Annotated in this window: 12 protein-coding genes; 10 read left to right on the forward strand and 2 right to left on the reverse strand. The window is 42.2% G+C overall.

Annotated features, from left to right (window positions below; translation table 11 throughout):
- The first annotated feature begins 6 nt into the window (after positions 1-6).
- The gene (rocD, locus tag WDM69_RS01970; RefSeq protein WP_338755574.1) at positions 7-1,260 is read left to right on the forward strand and encodes an ornithine--oxo-acid transaminase; all 1,254 of its coding nucleotides are present in this window, start codon (positions 7-9) and stop codon (positions 1,258-1,260) included.
- A gap of 197 nt (positions 1,261-1,457) precedes the next feature.
- Here the strand turns inward: rocD and WDM69_RS01975 are convergent, their stop codons facing one another.
- Positions 1,458-1,919: a hemerythrin domain-containing protein gene (locus tag WDM69_RS01975; RefSeq protein ID WP_003662283.1), complete on the reverse strand. Its 462-nt coding sequence runs from the start codon at positions 1,917-1,919 to the stop codon at positions 1,458-1,460.
- A gap of 198 nt (positions 1,920-2,117) precedes the next feature.
- Here WDM69_RS01975 and WDM69_RS01980 point away from each other — a divergent pair, with 198 nt between their 5' ends.
- Positions 2,118-3,722: an inorganic phosphate transporter gene (locus WDM69_RS01980; protein WP_338755575.1), complete on the forward strand. Its 1,605-nt coding sequence runs from the start codon at positions 2,118-2,120 to the stop codon at positions 3,720-3,722.
- Between the two features lie 182 nt (positions 3,723-3,904).
- Here WDM69_RS01980 and WDM69_RS01985 read toward each other — a convergent pair whose 3' ends face one another.
- Positions 3,905-9,409, reverse strand: a complete 5,505-nt coding sequence (locus WDM69_RS01985; RefSeq protein WP_338755576.1) for a UvrD-helicase domain-containing protein — start codon at positions 9,407-9,409, stop codon at positions 3,905-3,907.
- Positions 9,410-9,744: 335 nt separating this feature from the next.
- On the opposite strand from WDM69_RS01985, the gene WDM69_RS01990 reads away from it, so the two are divergent.
- From WDM69_RS01990 to WDM69_RS02025, 8 genes are all read left to right on the forward strand, one after another.
- Positions 9,745-10,197 (forward strand): CopD family protein, encoded by a 453-nt coding sequence (locus WDM69_RS01990; RefSeq protein WP_078307516.1) that lies wholly within the window; start codon positions 9,745-9,747, stop codon positions 10,195-10,197.
- Between the two features lie 206 nt (positions 10,198-10,403).
- Positions 10,404-10,925, forward strand: coding sequence for a protein disulfide oxidoreductase (locus WDM69_RS01995; RefSeq protein ID WP_240494904.1), 522 nt, complete (start codon positions 10,404-10,406; stop codon positions 10,923-10,925).
- Between the two features lie 88 nt (positions 10,926-11,013).
- Entirely contained in the window at positions 11,014-11,682 is a 669-nt protein-coding gene (gene mtgA, locus WDM69_RS02000) for a monofunctional biosynthetic peptidoglycan transglycosylase (protein WP_078307517.1), read from the forward strand.
- A 332-nt stretch (positions 11,683-12,014) separates the two neighbouring features.
- A complete protein-coding gene (gene trpA, locus WDM69_RS02005) occupies positions 12,015-12,827 on the forward strand; it encodes a tryptophan synthase subunit alpha (RefSeq protein ID WP_338755577.1) in 813 nt (270 codons plus the stop codon).
- A gap of 226 nt (positions 12,828-13,053) precedes the next feature.
- Positions 13,054-13,902 carry an acetyl-CoA carboxylase, carboxyltransferase subunit beta gene (gene accD / locus WDM69_RS02010; protein WP_338755852.1) on the forward strand — a complete coding sequence of 283 codons (849 nt, stop codon included), beginning with the start codon at positions 13,054-13,056 and terminating at the stop codon, positions 13,900-13,902.
- A gap of 153 nt (positions 13,903-14,055) precedes the next feature.
- The gene (locus WDM69_RS02015; protein WP_338755578.1) at positions 14,056-15,489 is read left to right on the forward strand and encodes a bifunctional folylpolyglutamate synthase/dihydrofolate synthase; all 1,434 of its coding nucleotides are present in this window, start codon (positions 14,056-14,058) and stop codon (positions 15,487-15,489) included.
- 106 nt (positions 15,490-15,595) lie between these two features.
- A complete protein-coding gene (locus tag WDM69_RS02020; protein ID WP_338755579.1) occupies positions 15,596-16,825 on the forward strand; it encodes a LysM peptidoglycan-binding domain-containing protein in 1,230 nt (409 codons plus the stop codon).
- A gap of 58 nt (positions 16,826-16,883) precedes the next feature.
- On the forward strand, positions 16,884-18,803 hold the full coding sequence (locus WDM69_RS02025; RefSeq protein WP_338755580.1) for an AAA family ATPase: 1,920 nt from the start codon (positions 16,884-16,886) through the stop codon (positions 18,801-18,803).
- Positions 18,804-18,828 lie beyond the last annotated feature (25 nt).

An 18,828-nucleotide genomic window follows, 5' to 3' on the forward strand; every position in this document is an offset into this window, starting at 1 on the left:
TTCAGTATGAACACTATCAACCAACCATCAAACAGCCAAGCTTATATTGACCGTGAAGAGCAATACGGTGCTCACAACTATCACCCTTTGCCTGTGGTATTAAACCGTGGCGAGGGGGTGCATGTTTGGGATGTTGAGGGCAAACAGTATTATGATTTTTTATCTGCCTATTCAGCGGTCAATCAAGGGCATTGCCACCCCAAAATCATCGCCACTTTAACCGAACAAGCCAAAACGCTGACCTTAACATCAAGGGCATTTCACAGTGATAAGCTTGGTGAGTTTGAAGCCTTTGCCTGTGACTATTTTGGCTATGATAAACTTTTGCCGATGAACACGGGCGCAGAAGCGGTAGAAACCGCCATTAAAATTTGTCGAAAATGGGCATACGAGAAAAAAGGCATTGATGAAAACCAAGCCAAAATCATTGTCTGTGAGAATAATTTTCACGGTCGTACCACCACCATCATTTCATTTTCTAATGATGAAAATGCTCGTAAAAATTTCGGCCCTTATACCCAAGGTTTTATTAAAGTTGAATACGACAATCTTCAAGCCTTAGAACAAGCGTTAACTGATAATCAAGATGTGGCAGGGTTTTTGGTTGAGCCAATCCAAGGTGAAGCGGGTGTGTATGTGCCATCTGAAGGTTATCTTGCCAAAGCCAAAGCCCTTTGCGATAAGCATAATGTGCTGTTTTTAGGCGATGAAATCCAAACGGGCATTGCTCGCACAGGCAAATTACTTGCCCTTGACCATGAAAATGTGCGTCCTGACATCTTAATTTTGGGCAAAGCCGTCTCTGGTGGCGTTTATCCTGTGTCAGTGGTCATGGCAGATGATGACATCATGAATGTCATTCGCCCAGGACAGCATGGCTCAACTTATGGCGGCAATCCGCTGGGGGCAGCGGTTGCCAAAACCGCTTTAGAGGTGGTGCGTGATGACAACTTAGCGGACAATGCTGATAAGCTTGGGCATATCTTTCGGGAAGAGATGCAAAAGTTGGTGGATAAGCATGAGCTTTTAACCTTGGTGCGTGGTAAGGGATTGCTCAATGCGGTGGTCATCAATGACACCGAAGACAGCAGTACGGCTTGGGACTTATGTTTGGCACTCAAAGAAAATGGACTGCTTGCCAAACCCACACACGGCAACATCATTCGATTTGCCCCACCGCTTGTGATGACTGAAACCCAACTGCGTGAGTGTGTGGACATCATCGCCAAAACGGTCGCCAAGTTTGAAGCAGACAGATGATATGATGGTTTTAATGGGTCAGTTTGTCATTTAAGCCCATTTATCATTTAAGCCCTTTTTATGGTTTAAAACTTAAGCCGTGTTATGCCTTTTGCTAACACGGCTTATTTTTTGACCAGCCTTTAATGGGCTAAATTAAAAGGGTATTTAAAGGGTTAAATTTAAAAGTCTAATCAGTTTGGCTTAATTTGGTCGGGTTATTTGGTCGGGTTATGTTGAAGCGTTTGCTGATATGCCGTATCCAACTGCTTGGTTGTCAACAGCTCTTGTATGACTGGAAAAACCTCTCGCTCTTCAAAGCGGATATGGTCGTATAACGCTTGTGCCAAGGCATGTAAATCATCAATGGTTGGGTGGCTGGCAGACTCAGTCAGCTGACTTAATGTGCGTAACTGCTCATGTTCGGCAAGCAGCTGCTTACCAAGCGCCATCACTTTGGGGTGGTTGCCATGATTTGCCAATAAAGGGGCAACCAAATATCTCTCTTCAATCGCAAAATGTGCGATTCGGTCATCATGAACATATGCCACCAATGCTTGCCAATGCCTAAAAATGTCATCAGTCGTGCTGTCTTTGGGGCATTGCATGGCTTGACGAGATAGGCTTAAGCCAAGCTGATGCTGTCGAGATAAGGGGCGAAGCTGTTCTATGCGGTACATAAACGGATGTCCTGAGTTAAAAATAGATATAATAAACCATGAAATGCAGTTTGTTTGATTGACTGGTGATGATAAATGAGTACCATACTGATTATTTTTAGAAGTTACGTACTTTAACCTTTTAATTTGGTGCATTTGCTTTAAGTGTTTAAGTATTCACGTATTTTTAGTACTTAATATTAGGCATTGGGAGATATTATGCAATCATCTTCTGGGGCAACGCAAACGACGCAAGTTGGTTCTTTTAAGGTCAATGTGGTGTTTGCGGCAGTGTTGATTGGTTTTACGCTTTATTTTATTTGGTGGGGATTGGGCTACACAAATTATAACAACACATGGTTATTTATTATTGCCACATTATTCGCTGTCTTTATGGCGTTTAATGTTGGGGGTAATGACGTTGCCAATTCATTTGGCACATCTGTTGGGGCAGGTACACTGACCATTCCACAAGCATTGGGTGTGGCAGCGATTTTTGAAGTGTCTGGGGCGGTGATTGCTGGCGGTGAAGTGACGGACACCATTCGTAAAGGCATCGTGGACTTAGAAGCGATGCACATTGAGCCGTTACAGTTTGTGTTTGTCATGATGGCATCTTTGGTTGCAGCGGCATTTTGGTTGTTGTTTGCGACCAAAAAAGGCTGGCCAGTCTCAACCACGCACTCCATCATTGGTGGTATCGTTGGTGCATCGGTTACATTAGGCTTTATGCTTGGTGGCAGTGATTCAGGGCTGTCATTGGTTCAATGGAATAAAATAGGTGGCATTGCTGTGTCATGGGTGTTGTCTCCTGTGCTTGGTGGCATTGCGTCGTATGCGCTGTTTTATCACATCAAAAAGCACATCTTAAGCTATAATGACTCAGCTCAAGAGCTTATCAGTCAACTTAATCAGCAAAAAAAACTGACTTTAGAAGAAGATAGGCAAGCCTTTGAACGATTGAGTGATTTACAAAAGTTATCTTATACAGGGTCATTGGTGAGAGATGCCCATTTATTTACGATAAAAAATGTAAATGTGTCAGAAGCTGATTTCAAAACCCCTTATTACAAAAAGTTGTATCAGATTGAGCAAAAAAAATATCAGCTACAAGCCTTTAAAGCACTACAAACTTGGGTGCCTTTGGTGGCAGCGTTGGCTGGTATGATTGTCTCAGCAATGCTGTTGTTTAAAGGGTTAAAAAACTTAGATTTGGGGATATCCATGCTTGGCAAATTTTTGCTGATGGGCATGATTGGTGTGGCGATTTGGATGGCAACCTTTGTCTATGCCAAAACCCTAAAAACAGACGAAAATCTTGATAGAGCCACGTTTGTTATGTTTAGCTGGATGCAGGTATTTACCGCTTCTGGCTTTGCTTTTAGTCATGGTTCAAATGACATTGCCAATGCCATTGGGCCTTTTGCCGCCATCATGGACGTGATACGCACCCAATCTGTACAAGCTCAAGCGGCTGTGCCGATGATAGCGATGGTTACCTTTGGGGTGGCGTTGATTGTGGGGCTGTGGTTTATTGGTAAAGAGGTTATCCAAACGGTGGGTAAAAACTTAGCAGAAATGCACCCTGCTTCAGGCTTTACAGCTGAGTTGTCTGCCGCTGGCGTGGTGATGATGGCGTCATTTTTGGGTTTGCCTGTGTCTAGTACGCACATTTTAGTGGGTGCGGTGTTGGGCATTGGTTTGGTCAATCAAAATGCCAACTGGGGCTTGATGAAACCCATTGCATTAGCGTGGGTAACTACCTTACCAGCCGCTGCAATCATCTCAGCGTTGAGTTTTGTGTTGTTTTATGCAATCTTTTAAGCTGTGAGACAGTATCTTGGTAAAACAGTATCTTGGTAAAATTGATAAAAGGCAACGACTTGGTGATGATAAAGGTGATATGGTTATTTATTGGATATGACCATTTGAACAATTGCCCTAGAAACAATCACCCTAGAACAGTGCTAAGATTTAAACTGTCTATTTTTTTATTAAAATTTTATCTATAAATAAATGTTAAATTTTACAAACGGCACTATCAAATAATGGGAAGTTTCAACACCATGATAATTCGCTTTTTCATACCAAGCCATATCCTGCTGATAGAATCGAGTAGTAGTAAACCCTGCCAACTCGATATTCATATTGCCTAATTTAGTGGTCAAATTGCTCGAAAATTGGCAAATAAGTTGATTACGGGGTGAATAAAAACCTGATGTCATCTTATGTTTATTCCAGGCTTTTACCACAAATCGGCTAAATACGTTGTCTGATTTGCCCCAGCCATCTTTAACAAAAATTTGAGTAACAAATTCTCGCCCTTGTTCACTCACTAAAGCTTTTGGTGTCAGTACGATTTCTTCAAGTTGTAAGTAACGGTGGAAGCTTAGATATTTTGGCTTACTGACTGTTTTAATGGTGCATAGATGACCTTGTTTAGCCAATAAGTCAGCTAAGCGTTGATGGTGATTATATTGATGTTGCAAGACGGTCAGTGATTGCTTGGCTCGTGTCAGAGCCACATATAAAGGTCTGACCGTATCTTGGCCATTTTCCTGATGGCTACTGACTTGGCTACTGATTTGGTCGATAACATAGACATGGTCAAATTCCATGCCCTTGGCACTGTGATAACTGAGTAAATAAACGGCTTTTTTACTGTCATATTGTGCCATTTCAAGCCGTTGCAATACTTGTTCATAGGTAACATCAGCCAAGTCTGCAATGCTATTTAAGATAGCCTGCCACGCCTTATCTAAAGCGGTTAAATGTTGTTCTTCTCGCCAATTTTCTAAAAATATGGTCACTTGTCCAGTGATTATTGCTAAGCGTTCATTATCTAAGAACTGGCACAACGCCTGCCCAATAAAGCTATTTAACGGAATTAACTGCTCGCTTTCATTGTAGCGTTGGCTATTTATACCTAAAATTTCTAAATAATGCTGTATGGCATCAAAGCATTGCCATTCGGGGGCTAAAATGGCAATGCTTGGTTGATGCTCTAAACTTTCAAATTCAGCCAGTTTGGCTTGAATATCTTGAGCAATCCAACTTGCCATATCAATACCTTTTGGCTGATGAAATGTGCCATGGCGAATCGGTAAATCTGGGTGAGTATGAGTGGGCTGGACGCTATTATCAGCATCTTTTAACCGATCTTCATTAGGCAATGACTGACTGATAAAGTCATTGGCAAGATTCACGATATTATCTGCACTGCGGTAATTATTAAGCAAATAATATTTTTGTGAAACGTCAATATGATAGTGTTGTTCAAATTGCTGAATAAATTCAATACTTGCCCCACGAAAGGCGTATAAATTTTGGTCATCATCGCCCACAACCATCAGATATCCACGCTGTTCATAGTTACTTAATGAATTGTTACTTGATGAACTGTTATCAGTGATGTCATCTTTAACTTCTTGTAAATCGGCTAAAAGCCCAATCAGCTCATATTGATACTCATCAATATCTTGAAACTCATCAACCATGATATATTGAAAATACTGGGGAGACTCTTTAAGCTGGGCAATTGCTTGCTCAATGAGCCATTGATAACGGGCATTATTTCGGCGTTTATCATCATTTTTTTCTTTGTTTAGATGAGCAATTTTAGAACAAATTTCGTCCAGTTGTTCATTGGTGGCATCTTTTTCTGACAATCCTGTGATTTGGCGGGCTAAGGCATGGAAAGTCAAAATCGTTACGCCATTGGCATTATTCCCCACTAAGGCTTTTAAGCGGCCTTGCAATTCACACACTGCCAAACGGTTATAAGCTAAAATCAATATTTTTTCAGGTCTAATCTCTTCAATCATCAACAGATGAGCGACCCGATGCACGACAACCGTGGTTTTACCTGAACCGGGTCCTGCTAAAATCATAGATGCACGGCTTTTATCTTCAATGATTTGCTTTTGTACATTACTTAAATGGCTGGGTAAAATCAGTTTTTTATAATCTTTGAGATAAGGGCGAGTAACATCGGTGTCTTTGGGAATATATTGCTTAACCACGTGAGCTAACGGATATCTAAAGTAGTCTTCCATCAGTGAGCGTTTGGTGTTCATGTCGCTATTAAGCCAATGATTTAACACATGAATCCGCATACAACGGTCAGTATAATGTTGTTGTAAGTAACGATAAGCAACGGCGTTATATGGTTTTTTGGTTTTATTCGCACCAATAAAGAAAATCGCATTGGCATCATCATCAAGGCGTGATAGCTCGATGATGCGTAATCTTTGTAGCTGTTCAAGTTGGTGCAAAATGGTTATTGGTGAGCGATTGAGTTGCTCAGCAATATCGTCCAATGAGAAATTTACCCCCACTTCTTTCCCCTTGCCATCAAGCTTGGCAAAAATATACTCATCAAGCAGTGGAGCAAGTTGATTGATTTGCTGTTCGGCAAGGTTTCGCCAGTTGTGCCAATCATCGCTAAGCTGTTCAATTGCCAGTTGGTTTTTAGTTTCAATGGTTGAGCTGACGGTAAAATAATGCTTTGAGTGATATCGTGTGGCAATGATATTTAACGCTCGCAACATTGGAAAAATGTCTTTAGCGGTGCGGAATTGATACTGATGAGCCACAAGCCAATTATCCAAGGCTTTGCCATCAAAACGCTCAAACCCATCCACACTATCCATCTGTTGATAATGTGCTTGAAAAAAATCGCTATTAATAAAGGCTTTTAGGGCATCAAGGATACGTTTTTTCTTATTAAACTCACTTTTTAGATGCCTGACAGTATGGTTTAGGCGAATATTAACCACAATTTCCCATTGAGCAAATCCCAGTTTGACCAGTTGACGCAGTAGGTCTAGTAACTGCTTGACCGAATAGCCTAACGCCACGGCAAGCTCAGGCAAGTGGTAGCGAGTGGGCTGTGTTTCTGTGGTTTTATAAATACTGGTCTGGGTCGGTAAATTGTCGTTAATTTGCTGTAATTGGTGATACAGTTTAAGTAGTTTACTATTATGCTCTGCTGTGGGGCTTTGCAATGGTTTAATGGTAATAAAAGCAGGCTGTTGTTCTTTTTCAATCAATAAGCCGTAGCGTTCTAATGCCAATAGAGCCACACGAATTTGGGTGTTAAGTTGTTCCACATCATCATCAATGCCTAAAATTGGCAACAACAAATTGCCTGCAAACCATTGGTCGCTAGGCTGTCTGCCTAGAATCGGTCTGATTTGCTCCCAGCAGTTTTTTAGAGTTTCGGTATTGGGAATACGAGAGAGGCGTTCTTGTTTAAACTGATTTTCGATGTCGCTATTGTCCCATAGCATGTAGGCGTGAGCATGCTCATGGGATTTTCTTGCCCCACGCCCAATTTCTTGGACATACGATTCAAGATTATTTGGCACACCACTATGAATGACGGTATGAATGCCTGCTTTATCAATGCCCATGCCAAAGGCATTGGTACAAACAATCACGTCCAGTTCATTGTTTTTGAACTGTTGTAAAATTTGCTTTTTCTGTGATTCATCCAGTTTGCCATGATAGGCGACCGCTTTGAGATTCTGTTCAGCAAAGTGTTTGGCGTATGCTTCACAAGCTTTGCGGTTTCTCAGGTAGACAAGAGCGATACCTTGTTCGGGGTTTTCAAGATGGTTTTGCTCATACCAAGCTTGACGTTCATGCAAGATTTGATAAATTCTTGTCATGCGGTTGTCTTTTGCCACTTGCTCAAAATGTGGGGTAATATTCTCACGCCAAATTGTTAGGTTATCGATAGGTGTACCATATTGCACCAAAGGTTTATTATTCGTTAAAGTAACCAGTTTATTGACCAATTCTTTATCCAAATCTTCTTTGACACGGCTAGAAGCAGTAGCGGTTACAAGGCTGACTCTTGGGGCAATAAATTCATATTCTCTAGCAGGTTCATTAACGGTTTTGGGCGTATTGCCTGCTAGCAAATCAAATTGATTGTCATTTTTACTGGGCTTTTTCGCCATTGCCTTGATGTCATTCTGCACTTTTTGGGCAATTTCGGAACCATAACAGGCAATAATGTGGTCAGCAATCCGTAAAAAATCAGGACGAAAATCTGTGCCCCATTGGCTTAAGGTATGAGCCTCATCGAGTACCCAAAAGGCAGGCGTACGATTTTTAAGCAGTTGGCGAATGCTGTATGTACGTAAGCGTTCTGGGCTTAAATACAGGATATCGATATCACCTTGCCACACGCCTGTGATAATATTCTTTTGAGTCTCAGGCGTTTGCCCTGATGTCAGATAGGCGATACGGCTTTTATAGTTGGGCAGTTGGGTATGAAGATTAATGACTTGGTCTTCAATCAAGGCTTTTAGTGGTGAAATAATAACGGTGAGCTGGCGTTGGTACTTGCTAAAAATAAGCGCAGGTAATTGAAAGGTGAGACTTTTACCACCCCCCGTTGGCAAAATTCCTAATGGAATGTCTTGATTGGCGAGGGTGGCTTTGACAATTTGCATTTGTCCATCACGCAATTTGTCAAAACCAAAAAATTCTTGACATTGGCTGTTAATCCAATCTTCATTAGTGGCATCAATCTGCCAAAAGGTGTCTTCAGCGTGTTGAAAACTCTGCTTATAAATCGGGTGTTTGGTAATCCACACAGGGCGACGGGCTTGTGGTTTATCAAAATAGCGTAGCCAATTAACAAAACATGCCAAACCTAGATACTGCCAAGAATGGGGAGTTTCTTTAAATATGCCTTTTTGCTGTTTGATTTTTTGTTTTTTAATTGTGTTACAAGCTTGCTGTAGCAATGCAACCAGTTCGGATTGATTGCCTTTAGGCATTTCACTTGTTATTGAATCCCAATCGAAGATGCAATCATCATCAATACAAAAATACTGGTTATTGGATAATTTCTCAAGATTGGGCAGTAGTTGATGGTATAAGAACTGACTGTCTAACGGTAAATTGTTCCATGCTGTCAGACAAAGTTGAAAAATTATCTGACTTTCAACACAGTCCAACACAGGATTGTTATGGGTGGTATTGGCTTTATATAGTTTGGCTAACGCATGGGTAGGTTGATGTGGAATCAGCAGGCAACTTAGAATAAGCGTATCCCATGTTTTGACTTGCCATTGAGACAGTGTATCATCGGTAACATTCAATTTCTCAATAGCCTTAAAAAAATCCACCAGTATTGGTAAATCAAATTCAACCAAATTATGCCCAGCTAAATGGTCAGCAGTTTGAAAAATCTCAAAAAATAGACTTGCGTAACTGCTAAATAGCGTCTCATCAAATTGCCAATATAAATGACCAACGACAATCGCACCATCGAGTAGTTTTTGAGTGCTTGGTTCAATTTCTAGGTCAAGCCATACGATGGTATTTGGCTTTGATTGAACTTGCGCTAAAATGGTTTGAATGTCGCTAACTGCGGTTAGATTCTCAAAATATTTGCTAAAATTTACCTGTAGATATTCGCTTAAGCCTGCAATGGGATTGGGTGCTTTTGGGGGGTATGAAGCAGGTTCGATAAGCTCGGGTATATTTAACATGATTTAACTCTGAATGTTTGAATGATTTAATTTTTAAGATAGATTGAGATAAGCCAAATCAATATAAGTGATATTGGCATTATTTACAATTAAACTGTTTCTTGAAATTTAATTCAATCTGTTTCATAATATTTATGATGACTGAGTAACAAAAAAATGAATAAGTAACAAAAAAAATATCTTATAATATCCTATTAAATTAAAACTTGTGGCGTGTGTTAGTTAAGCGTCATTCAAGTAAAATCAGGACATGATTTAAACATTTAAAATTGTTCAATTACTTCACATGTTAAAGTTCAATAAATTCACCCTTTTACCACACATGGCATTTTCTTATGAACTTTTGGCTGTTGTTATTACATATTTTAGGGGCGTGCATTTGGGTTGGTGGGCATTTATACCTGTGTTTGTGTGTATTACCCAAATCTGTGCGTGAGCAGGACAGTCGACTTATCTTAAACTTTGAAGGCAGTTTTGAAAAGCTTGGTATGACGGCTTTGCTTGTGCAGGTACTGACAGGCTTTTATATGGCTCATAGATACTTGCCCCAGTTTGCGATGCTCACCAATCATGACAATCCGATAGCGGTGCTTATCAGCTTAAAAATCACGTGGCTGGTGCTGACGGCACTCACGGCATTATCCGCTCAGCTTATCGTCATTCCACGGTTAAAAAAGGATTTAGAGAATGCCAAATTACGCCACTTGTTTATTGGGCATATTGTGTCAGTAACGTTGTTGTCATTGGCGTTTATGGTAACTGGGGTATTGTTCCGTACAGGGTTTTAAATGGTTGGCATGATTATGATTTATCATGATGATTTATCACAATGATGATTTGGCATAATTGCCACAATCATGATTATCTATGAATTATGAATATTGTGAATAATGATTGCCTGTCATGGTCATGTCAACTTTATTGGCATAAGGACACAGTGTTAAAGATGCAGTGTTAAAAATGCAGTGTTAAAAATGCAGTGATTAAGGAGACAATGATTAACTTCCGTTTATCCATCTTACCGACCTTGTTTGGTTTATTAAAGTATCTTTTGTTGTTTGTGGTCATTTATTTACTGGTGAATTGGTGGCGACAGCCTGTCATGCCTGCTCAGCCAAATTTACATTTGATGGATTATCAAGGCATGCCTGTTGATGTGTCTGCCATCAGCCAAAATTCCCCTGTGTTGGTGTATTTTTGGGGCAGTTGGTGTGGCGTGTGTGCGGTAACATCGCCTAAGGTCAGTCAGCTACATCAAGATGGCTACCCTGTGGTCAGCATCGCTGTTAAATCAGGTGATGATGCTGAGCTGGGTCAATATTTGCAACAGCATCATTATGAGTTTATTACCATCAACGACAGTCATGGACGGATATTTGCTGATTGGCAGGGGCAAGTTACGCCTTCATTTGTGATTTTGCATCAAGGAAAAATGACTCAAGGCATGACAGGCATTCAACCGCTGTGGTCGTTAAAGTTGCGATTGATGTTACACAATTATTTGCCTGCTTGGTGAATGGGTGGCAAATTGCTCCGCATATAAGATAAGATTTGTATCAGCTTTTATTTATTTGATTGGGTCAATCAGCCACATGATAAAAATTATGCTCAAGCCTATGAAATGGCTCATATTCACCGCCATCTTGCTGGTCATTGCTTTTCATGTGATGGTGGCAGGATTGCTTGTGGTGTGGCAAACTCAGCCCATTACCAACAGCATGTTTATGTTGACACATCGTCTACAAGGTGGACAAGTTACCCAGCAATGGGTAGAGTATGACGACATCGCTAAGAGTGCCAAACAAGCCGCCATTGTCAGTGAAGATGCTAAGTTTGTCAGTCATCATGGCTTTGATATGCAAGGCATCGAAAAGGCATTAGAAAAAAACCAAAGTTTGGGTAAAGTGTCAGCAGGTGGCTCAACCATCAGCCAACAGTTGGCAAAAAACTTATTTTTAACTTCACAAAAATCCTACATTCGTAAAGCAGATGAAGCACTTATCACCATGATGATAGAACATATGTGGGACAAACAGCGTATCTTGACAGCGTATCTTAATGTTGCAGAGTTTGGTAATGGCATTTATGGCATTCAAGCGGCGGCACTGCATTATTTTGATAAACCTGCCAGTAAACTCAACCGTGATGAAGCAGCATTGCTCATTTGCTTATTGCCCAATCCCAAATATTATCAAGACAATTTAAATAACAAACGCCTACGCAATAAGCAACGCATCATCATGAGACGCATGCCATCTGCCCAGTTACCTTGAGTTGGCAGTGCTTTATTTACCCATAGACGACATTTTCACATTCTGTGGTTCAGCACCTTGACTACCTTGCCTCAATCTAAACGTGCAAAATTAAATTATCACCCTTTGTCAGGTTATGGGTCGATTTTTTTGGCATATTGGCGTATATTAGCCAGTTTAAGCCAATTGTTAACGCTTGTACACCAAATGGGGCGGTCTTAAGTGTTTTTGTGTGTCAATCATGTGTGTCAATCAGTCAAATGGTCAAATGGTCAAATGCTAATGTTTTAATCGTTTTAATCAAGCATGTTTAACCAGCCCAGCCAAATTTTAGATGTTTAAGTGAGTCAATCATGTCAAAAATTCAACAAGTCTTTGCTCAGTTACAACAAAAGCAAAAAAAAGCCGTTATTCCCTATGTGATGGCAGGTGATCCCAATCCAACAGCAACCGTGCCATTGATGCATGAGTTGGTGGCACATGGTGCGGATATCATTGAGTTGGGTATGCCGTTTGGTGATCCAATGGCAGATGGCAAGATTATTGCCACTGCTGCTGAGCGAGCTTTGGCACAAGGCACAAATACTCGCCAAGCCATTGAGATGGTTAAAATTTTTCGCCAAGACAATCAGCACACTCCTGTTATCTTGATGGGTTATCTTAATCCCATTGAAATCATTGGCCATCAAACTTTTTTGTCTGCCTGTCAAGATGCGGGTGTTGATGGTATCTTAATTGTGGATTTGCCACCACAGGAGGCAGGTGATTTGCTGGAATTATTGGCAGAGCATGACATGGATGAGATATTTTTGCTGTCCCCAACCACCTTGCCAGAGCGACGTGAGCAGGTGCTAAAATATGGACGTGGTTTTATCTACTATGTGTCATTAAAAGGGGTAACAGGGGCAAGCAATTTAGATGTGGGCGATGTTACCGAGCAAGTACAACAGATAAAAGCCATGACTGACCTGCCCGTGTGCGTGGGCTTTGGTATCAAAGATGCGAAGTCTGCCAAATCCATCGGACAGATGGCAGATGGCATCATCGTGGGCAGTGCATTGGTTAACCACTTTGCCAACATTGATATTAATGATGCCCATGCGGTCAATCAAGCCAAAGATAAGCTGTTGGCGACGTTTGACAGCTTGGTTAAAGCGGTTAAATGATATTTAAACACACGACCCTTTAGGAACATGCTCTGGTAGATTTTGACTATGGGTCGATTGTGAATATAGATTGCCAATAAGGACAGCCATGAGTTTGACACAAAACACTTCAGACATCGCAACGCCAACCATAACCGACACGGTAAATGGCAATACCCAAACCAATGCTAAAAATAATGCTAAAAATAATGCCCAAAACAACCCAACCAGTACCGTGTCTGATACCATGTCTGTGTGGTTAGACCGTCCTGTCCCCAGCGTGGATTATCATAATGTCATCGCATTGACTGCTGTGGAGACCGAGCCGTCAACCCAATGCAGTCACTGTCATAGCATGATAACCAACACCGCTTTACGTTTTAATGACTTTGTGTGTCCACATTGTGATCACCATTTGACATTCACGGCTCGTGACCGCTTGATGTGGTTTTTTGATGATGTGACAGGTGAGCTTGGGCAAGACTTTAGCACCACTGACCCATTGGGCTTTAGTGATAGCAAGCCCTATCCTGAGCGGTTAGCCCAAGCCCAAGAAAAGACAGATGAGTCAGAAGCCTTAGTGGTGATGCAAGGGCATGTTAAGGATTTGCCAATGGTTGCTTGTGCGTTTGACTTTGCTTTTATGGGTGGCTCTATGGGATCGGTGGTGGGAGACCGATTTGTGTTGGCGGCCCAGACTGCTCTTAGCAATCGCTTGCCGTTGGTGTGTTTTGCTGCTTCAGGTGGTGCTAGAATGCAAGAAGGGTTGTTGTCATTGATGCAAATGGCACGTACCGCTGCTGCCATAGAACGGCTAAAACAAGCAGGCGTGCCATATTTGGTGGTGCTGACCAATCCTGTGTATGGTGGCGTGACTGCAAGCCTTGCCATGCTTGGTGATATTCATCTGGCTGAACCAAAAGCAATGATTGGTTTTGCTGGCAAGCGTGTCATTGAGCAGACCGTGCGTGAACAGCTAGATGAGCCATTCCAGCGAGCAGAATTTTTGCTTGAGAATGGGGTAATCGACCAAGTGGTGCATCGCCATCAGCTCAAAGACACCGTGCATCGATTATTGGCAAAGCTAACCCATTAACTTACTTGCATGTTAACTTTTAACATCGCATGTTAATGGTGTTACATCACATTGTTACATGTTAATGGTGTTGCCTTTTGGCATTTTGCCATCTCGATTTTGCCAGTATTTGGTTATATAATTGGTGTTTTATTGATAGTGAAGTTACCGTTCATGCCATCTTTAAGTTCTTTTGACAATGACCAGCCCAACGTCTCACTGAATCCTGCCACGTTTCAGACACTTGATGACTGGCTGACTTATATCCATGGCATTCACATATCGGCGATAGACATGGGGCTGTCAAGAGTGCGTCCCGTTGCCGACATGTTGGGCATCACCGCATGGGGTAACAACAGAGATGGCGACAGTGCCAATCAGCAAATCACTGCTCATGTTTTTATGGTTGCAGGGACGAATGGAAAAGGCTCTACCACGGCCACCATTGCTCAAATTTGCCAACAAGCAGGCCACAAAACTGCTCTGTATCAATCACCACATTTGCTTAAGTTTAATGAGCGGGTACGCATTGATGGGCAATCAGTGAGTGATGAATGGTTAATTGATGCCTTTAAACGAGTAGAAGAAGCTCGCTTGGCGTGTCAGGTCAGTTTGTCATTTTTTGAAATGACCACGTTGGCGGCGTTGTTGATTTTTGCTAATGCCAATTGTGATGTTTGGGTATTGGAAGTGGGCTTGGGTGGTCGCTTAGATGTGGTCAATTTGATAGATGCCGACGTGGCAGTCATTACTAATGTTGGTATTGACCATGTGGACTGGTTGGGCGATAACCGTGAGTCCATCGGTTATGAAAAAGCAGGCATTTTACGACAAGGCATGACGCTTATTTATGGTGAAGCAGACATGCCAGCATCAGTTGCTAAGCAAATCGAGCAGTTGGACGTCACTGTTTATCAGGCAGGGCGGGATTATGGTTTTTATCAACGTGATGCTGATATGGGTGCTAACAAGCTAACTTGTGGTCAACAGTGGCAATACAGCAATCCTGCCATCACGTTAAACTTACCATATCCCAGCTTATCTTTGGTCAATGTTACTAATGCCATCAGTGCGGTGCTGGCAAGCGGTTTGAGCATTAGCGATGAGCATGTTCGTATGGCGATGCCACAGGTGCGTATGCCGGGTCGATTTGATTTGCGTCATATTGGAGGACGACAATGGCTATTTGATGTGGCACATAACCAAGAAGGCATCAATTTTTTATTAGAGCAGTTACAACAGCGATTACCAAGTATGGTACGAACGTTGCCAACCGTTCAAACCACTGATGCCAATAAGGGGCAAATACGCTTATTATTTTCGATGTTGGTGGATAAGGACATTGATAAGGTGGTTACGCATCTTCAACAGGCAAATTTGCCCATTGTCAAATGGTATGTGGGAGTTATCAACCATGCCAGAGCTGCCTCAGCCGAGACATTGCAGCAAGTGCTTAGCCAACACTTAGCAAGCGAGCATTATCATATCTATGATGACATGGCAAGTGCCACCCAAGCAGTACAAGCGGACAGTACCGCTGATGAGCTGATATTGGTGTGTGGGTCTTTTCATACCATTGCTGAGAGTTTGGGCTATTTAGGAGCATGAAAGCCATTGAAGCAGTTTGCACTTTAAGCGGTTTGCATGGGGTAGGATATGTAGTAAAATTGGCAAACAAATTTAAGTCATGGGTGTGTATTAGGGGAGAGTGGGCATGAGCTTATCACGACAGGGCATTTTAGGGGCGGTGCTATTCATCGGTGGTAGTGTCATGCTATATGCCATGGTGCAAAAAGTCAATGACAATACCGCTCAAACCACTGACATCACCGCAAACTCTGTACAGATGAGTGATGTGCAAAGCAATGATGTGAAAAGTAATCAGCATCATCAAGGTTCAAGCCAAAATTCAAGCCAAAGTATCGAAAGCGATTTGATGGTTGAGCCTTTGACCACCGATATTGAAACCGAAAAACAGATACTGGCAAAAAAACAACAGCAACGCATTGCCAATGTCAAAGAACAAGAAAGGCGAACGCAAGTCTTTTTGGAAGAAAACCAAAAGGCTGTCGATGTTGCCTTAGCCAAAGCTCGTGCTGAAAGTGAAATTTATGCCGCCAAAAATAAAGCCAAAACCGACAATGGCACTGAACCAGCTGACAACCTAACCACGGCAGAACAAGACAACATCAGCCGCCCTGTGGTAACCGCACGTCAAGCTCCCAAACAGCCCCCTGCCAAAAATCAACAACAAGCCAGTGCGTCACAAGCAACCAATAACGCCAACGAAACAACACAAAATACCCAAGCCAACAACACCCAAGCCAACAAAGCTCCGCCAAAAAGCCCCATTAACCACACAGTCAAACGGGGTGATGGCTTGATAAGGTTGGCACGGCAATATAACGTTAGCCTAGAAGCCTTAGCCACTATGAATAAATTGGCAACCGATGCTGAGCTGACTTTGGGGCAACAATTAATCATTCCATCAGGCAAACAAATCGCCCGTTTAGAGCGTGAAGCCAAAGAAGCCGAAAAAGCCAAAGAGCTTGCCAAACAAAAAGCCCAGCGAGAAAAACAGCTGAAAGCCGAACAAGAAAAACAGGAAAAACGCCAGCAAGAACTGCTGGCACAAAAATCTGCCGAGGCCAAACGAGCATCGCAACAAAAGCTAAAAGAAGCCCGTCAGACCGTCAAAGAAACAGATGCTAAAGGCAACTTTGGCGTACAAGTGGCGTTAGCAAGCAATCAACAACGAGCCGATGAAGTGGCAGCCAAATTTAAAAAAGCAGGTTATCAAGTCAGTACCAGCCAGACCAGCCGTGGTGTGCGAGTCATGGTCGGTCCTGAACGTGGCAAAATAGCCGCCATTGCTCTAAAAGACAAAATCAACAGTGACCCCAATGTTGGTACAACAGAAGCATGGGTACTATATTGGCGATGATTTGCCCCAATTTTTACCCAATATTTTTATTCATGTTTTTATTAATTAAGCCTGCCTTATGAAACAAAGCACTGCCCTAGATATTTTAAAAACTGGACATAATGTCTTTTTGACAGGATCGGCAGGGGCTGGCAAAACTTACACGCTGAACCAATATATCCATTATCTACAAGCTCGACAAGTGCCTGTTGCCATCACTGCCAGTACAGGCATTGCAGCCACCCACATGAATGGCACAACCATTCATAGCTGGTCGGGCATTGGCATTCGCATGACCATGGAAGATAAGCAAATAAGCCAGCTTAAAAGCAAAAAATCCCTAAAAGAACGGCTGGAACAAACGCAAGTGCTTATCATTGACGAAATATCCATGTTGCATGCCAAACAGCTGGATTTGATTAACCAAGTGCTAAAAGTGGTGCGAAATAATGACAAGGCATTTGGTGGTATTCAGGTGGTGTTATCTGGCGATTTTTTTCAGTTACCACCAGTGGGTGAGCGAGGTGAGAGCAACCGAGATAAATTCGCCTTTATGTCCAAGGCATGGCTGGAAGCACAACTGCATGTTTGCTATTTGACCGAACAGCATCGCCAACAAAAAAACACGTCAAATTCACTGAGTTTAAATGACATTTTAAACCAAATCCGTCAAGCGTCGGTTACTCACGATGCCATCGAAGTATTACATGACAGTCAGCACAACCACATTGGTCAAATCCGTACCCGTCTATATACCCATAATGTCAATGTCAATAGCATCAATGACACGCAACTTAGCCATCTGACTGGAGAGGCGCAAGTCTATCATGCGATGGCAAATGGCGACCCTAAGCTGATAGACATGCTCAAAAAAAGCGTCCGTACCCCAGATGAGCTGACCTTAAAAATTGGGGCAAAAGTGATGTTTGTGAAAAACATTCCTGATTTATCGGTGTGTAATGGTACGATGGGTGAGGTGGTAAAATTTGTAACCACCAACGATAAAAATGAGCCCATGCCTAAGCACGACGCTTCTCAAACTGATGCTTCCTTAACCGAAAGTCTGACCAGCAAACCCAATGATGAACTGGCTAAGCAGACCGAAGATGATGCAAAAGATGATGATACAAAAGATGATGAAAAAATAATCAAAACCAAATATCCTGTGATACGCCTAAATACAGGACGAGAAGTCATCGCCACCCCAGAGCAATGGGTGGTAGAAGATGAAATTGGACTGCCCCTTGCCACCTATTGGCAAGTGCCATTGAGCTTAGCTTGGGCAATTACCGTGCATAAATCGCAAGGCATGACTTTAGATGCCGCAGAAATTGACCTTCGCAATACCTTTGAGTTAGGGCAAGGCTATGTGGCACTGTCTCGCTTAACCGATTTGTCTGGGTTAAAATTGCTTGGTTTTAACCAAACCAGTCTTAATCTTGACCCTTTGGCTCGTGGGGCAGATAAGCGGTTTTTAGAGCTGTCAGCAGAAGTGCAAGCCACCTATGATGAACTGGATAAAGATGCCATTACCCAAGCACATCAAAACTTTGTCATACAGTGTGGTGGCACAAATGACTCAGCCGTCATTGCTGACCATCAAAAAAAACAAGAACAAAAAAAGCAACAACAGCAGAAAAAAGAGCATCTGAGTAATCAAAGCGTCATCACCGACAGCACCATTGACATCACCAAACGTCTGCTTGCCCAGAGCCTAACCATTGCCGAGACAGCTCAAGAACGAAAGCTGGCACAAGCCACCATCATGCGTCATCTGCAAGCCATCAAAGAAGAAGACCCCAACTTCCCTTGTGAACACCTAAGACCAAACGATAAGTTGGTTACAGACGTTTATCAAGCCTATGATGCCATTATGGCCATCAATGATCCCAATGATTTTGACCAACAAGGTAACATCAAACTAAAGCCCATTTTTGACAGGTTGCACGAACGTGTGTCTTATAATGACATTCGTTTGGCTCTAATCTTTAAACCATAAGTCATTTAAACCATAAATTGCCATC

Source organism: Lwoffella lincolnii, from assembly GCF_037201985.1.
Taxonomy (GTDB): Bacteria; Pseudomonadota; Gammaproteobacteria; order Pseudomonadales; family Moraxellaceae; genus Psychrobacter; species Psychrobacter lincolnii.

What these genes read in the sequence shown, in the direction of transcription:
- trpA (WP_338755577.1), top strand. Translation starts at nt 12,015, where the DNA reads ATGTCAAAAATTCAACAAGTCTTTGCTCAGTTACAACAAAAGCAAAAA.
- mtgA (WP_078307517.1), top strand. Translation starts at nt 11,014, where the DNA reads ATGCTCAAGCCTATGAAATGGCTCATATTCACCGCCATCTTGCTGGTC.
- WDM69_RS02020 (WP_338755579.1), top strand. Translation starts at nt 15,596, where the DNA reads ATGAGCTTATCACGACAGGGCATTTTAGGGGCGGTGCTATTCATCGGT.
- WDM69_RS01985 (WP_338755576.1), bottom strand. Translation starts at nt 9,409, where the DNA reads ATGTTAAATATACCCGAGCTTATCGAACCTGCTTCATACCCCCCAAAA.
- WDM69_RS01990 (WP_078307516.1), top strand. Translation starts at nt 9,745, where the DNA reads ATGAACTTTTGGCTGTTGTTATTACATATTTTAGGGGCGTGCATTTGG.
- accD (WP_338755852.1), top strand. Translation starts at nt 13,054, where the DNA reads ATGTCTGTGTGGTTAGACCGTCCTGTCCCCAGCGTGGATTATCATAAT.
- WDM69_RS01975 (WP_003662283.1), bottom strand. Translation starts at nt 1,919, where the DNA reads ATGTACCGCATAGAACAGCTTCGCCCCTTATCTCGACAGCATCAGCTT.
- WDM69_RS02015 (WP_338755578.1), top strand. Translation starts at nt 14,056, where the DNA reads ATGCCATCTTTAAGTTCTTTTGACAATGACCAGCCCAACGTCTCACTG.
- rocD (WP_338755574.1), top strand. Translation starts at nt 7, where the DNA reads ATGAACACTATCAACCAACCATCAAACAGCCAAGCTTATATTGACCGT.
- WDM69_RS01995 (WP_240494904.1), top strand. Translation starts at nt 10,404, where the DNA reads ATGATTAACTTCCGTTTATCCATCTTACCGACCTTGTTTGGTTTATTA.
- WDM69_RS01980 (WP_338755575.1), top strand. Translation starts at nt 2,118, where the DNA reads ATGCAATCATCTTCTGGGGCAACGCAAACGACGCAAGTTGGTTCTTTT.
- WDM69_RS02025 (WP_338755580.1), top strand. Translation starts at nt 16,884, where the DNA reads ATGAAACAAAGCACTGCCCTAGATATTTTAAAAACTGGACATAATGTC.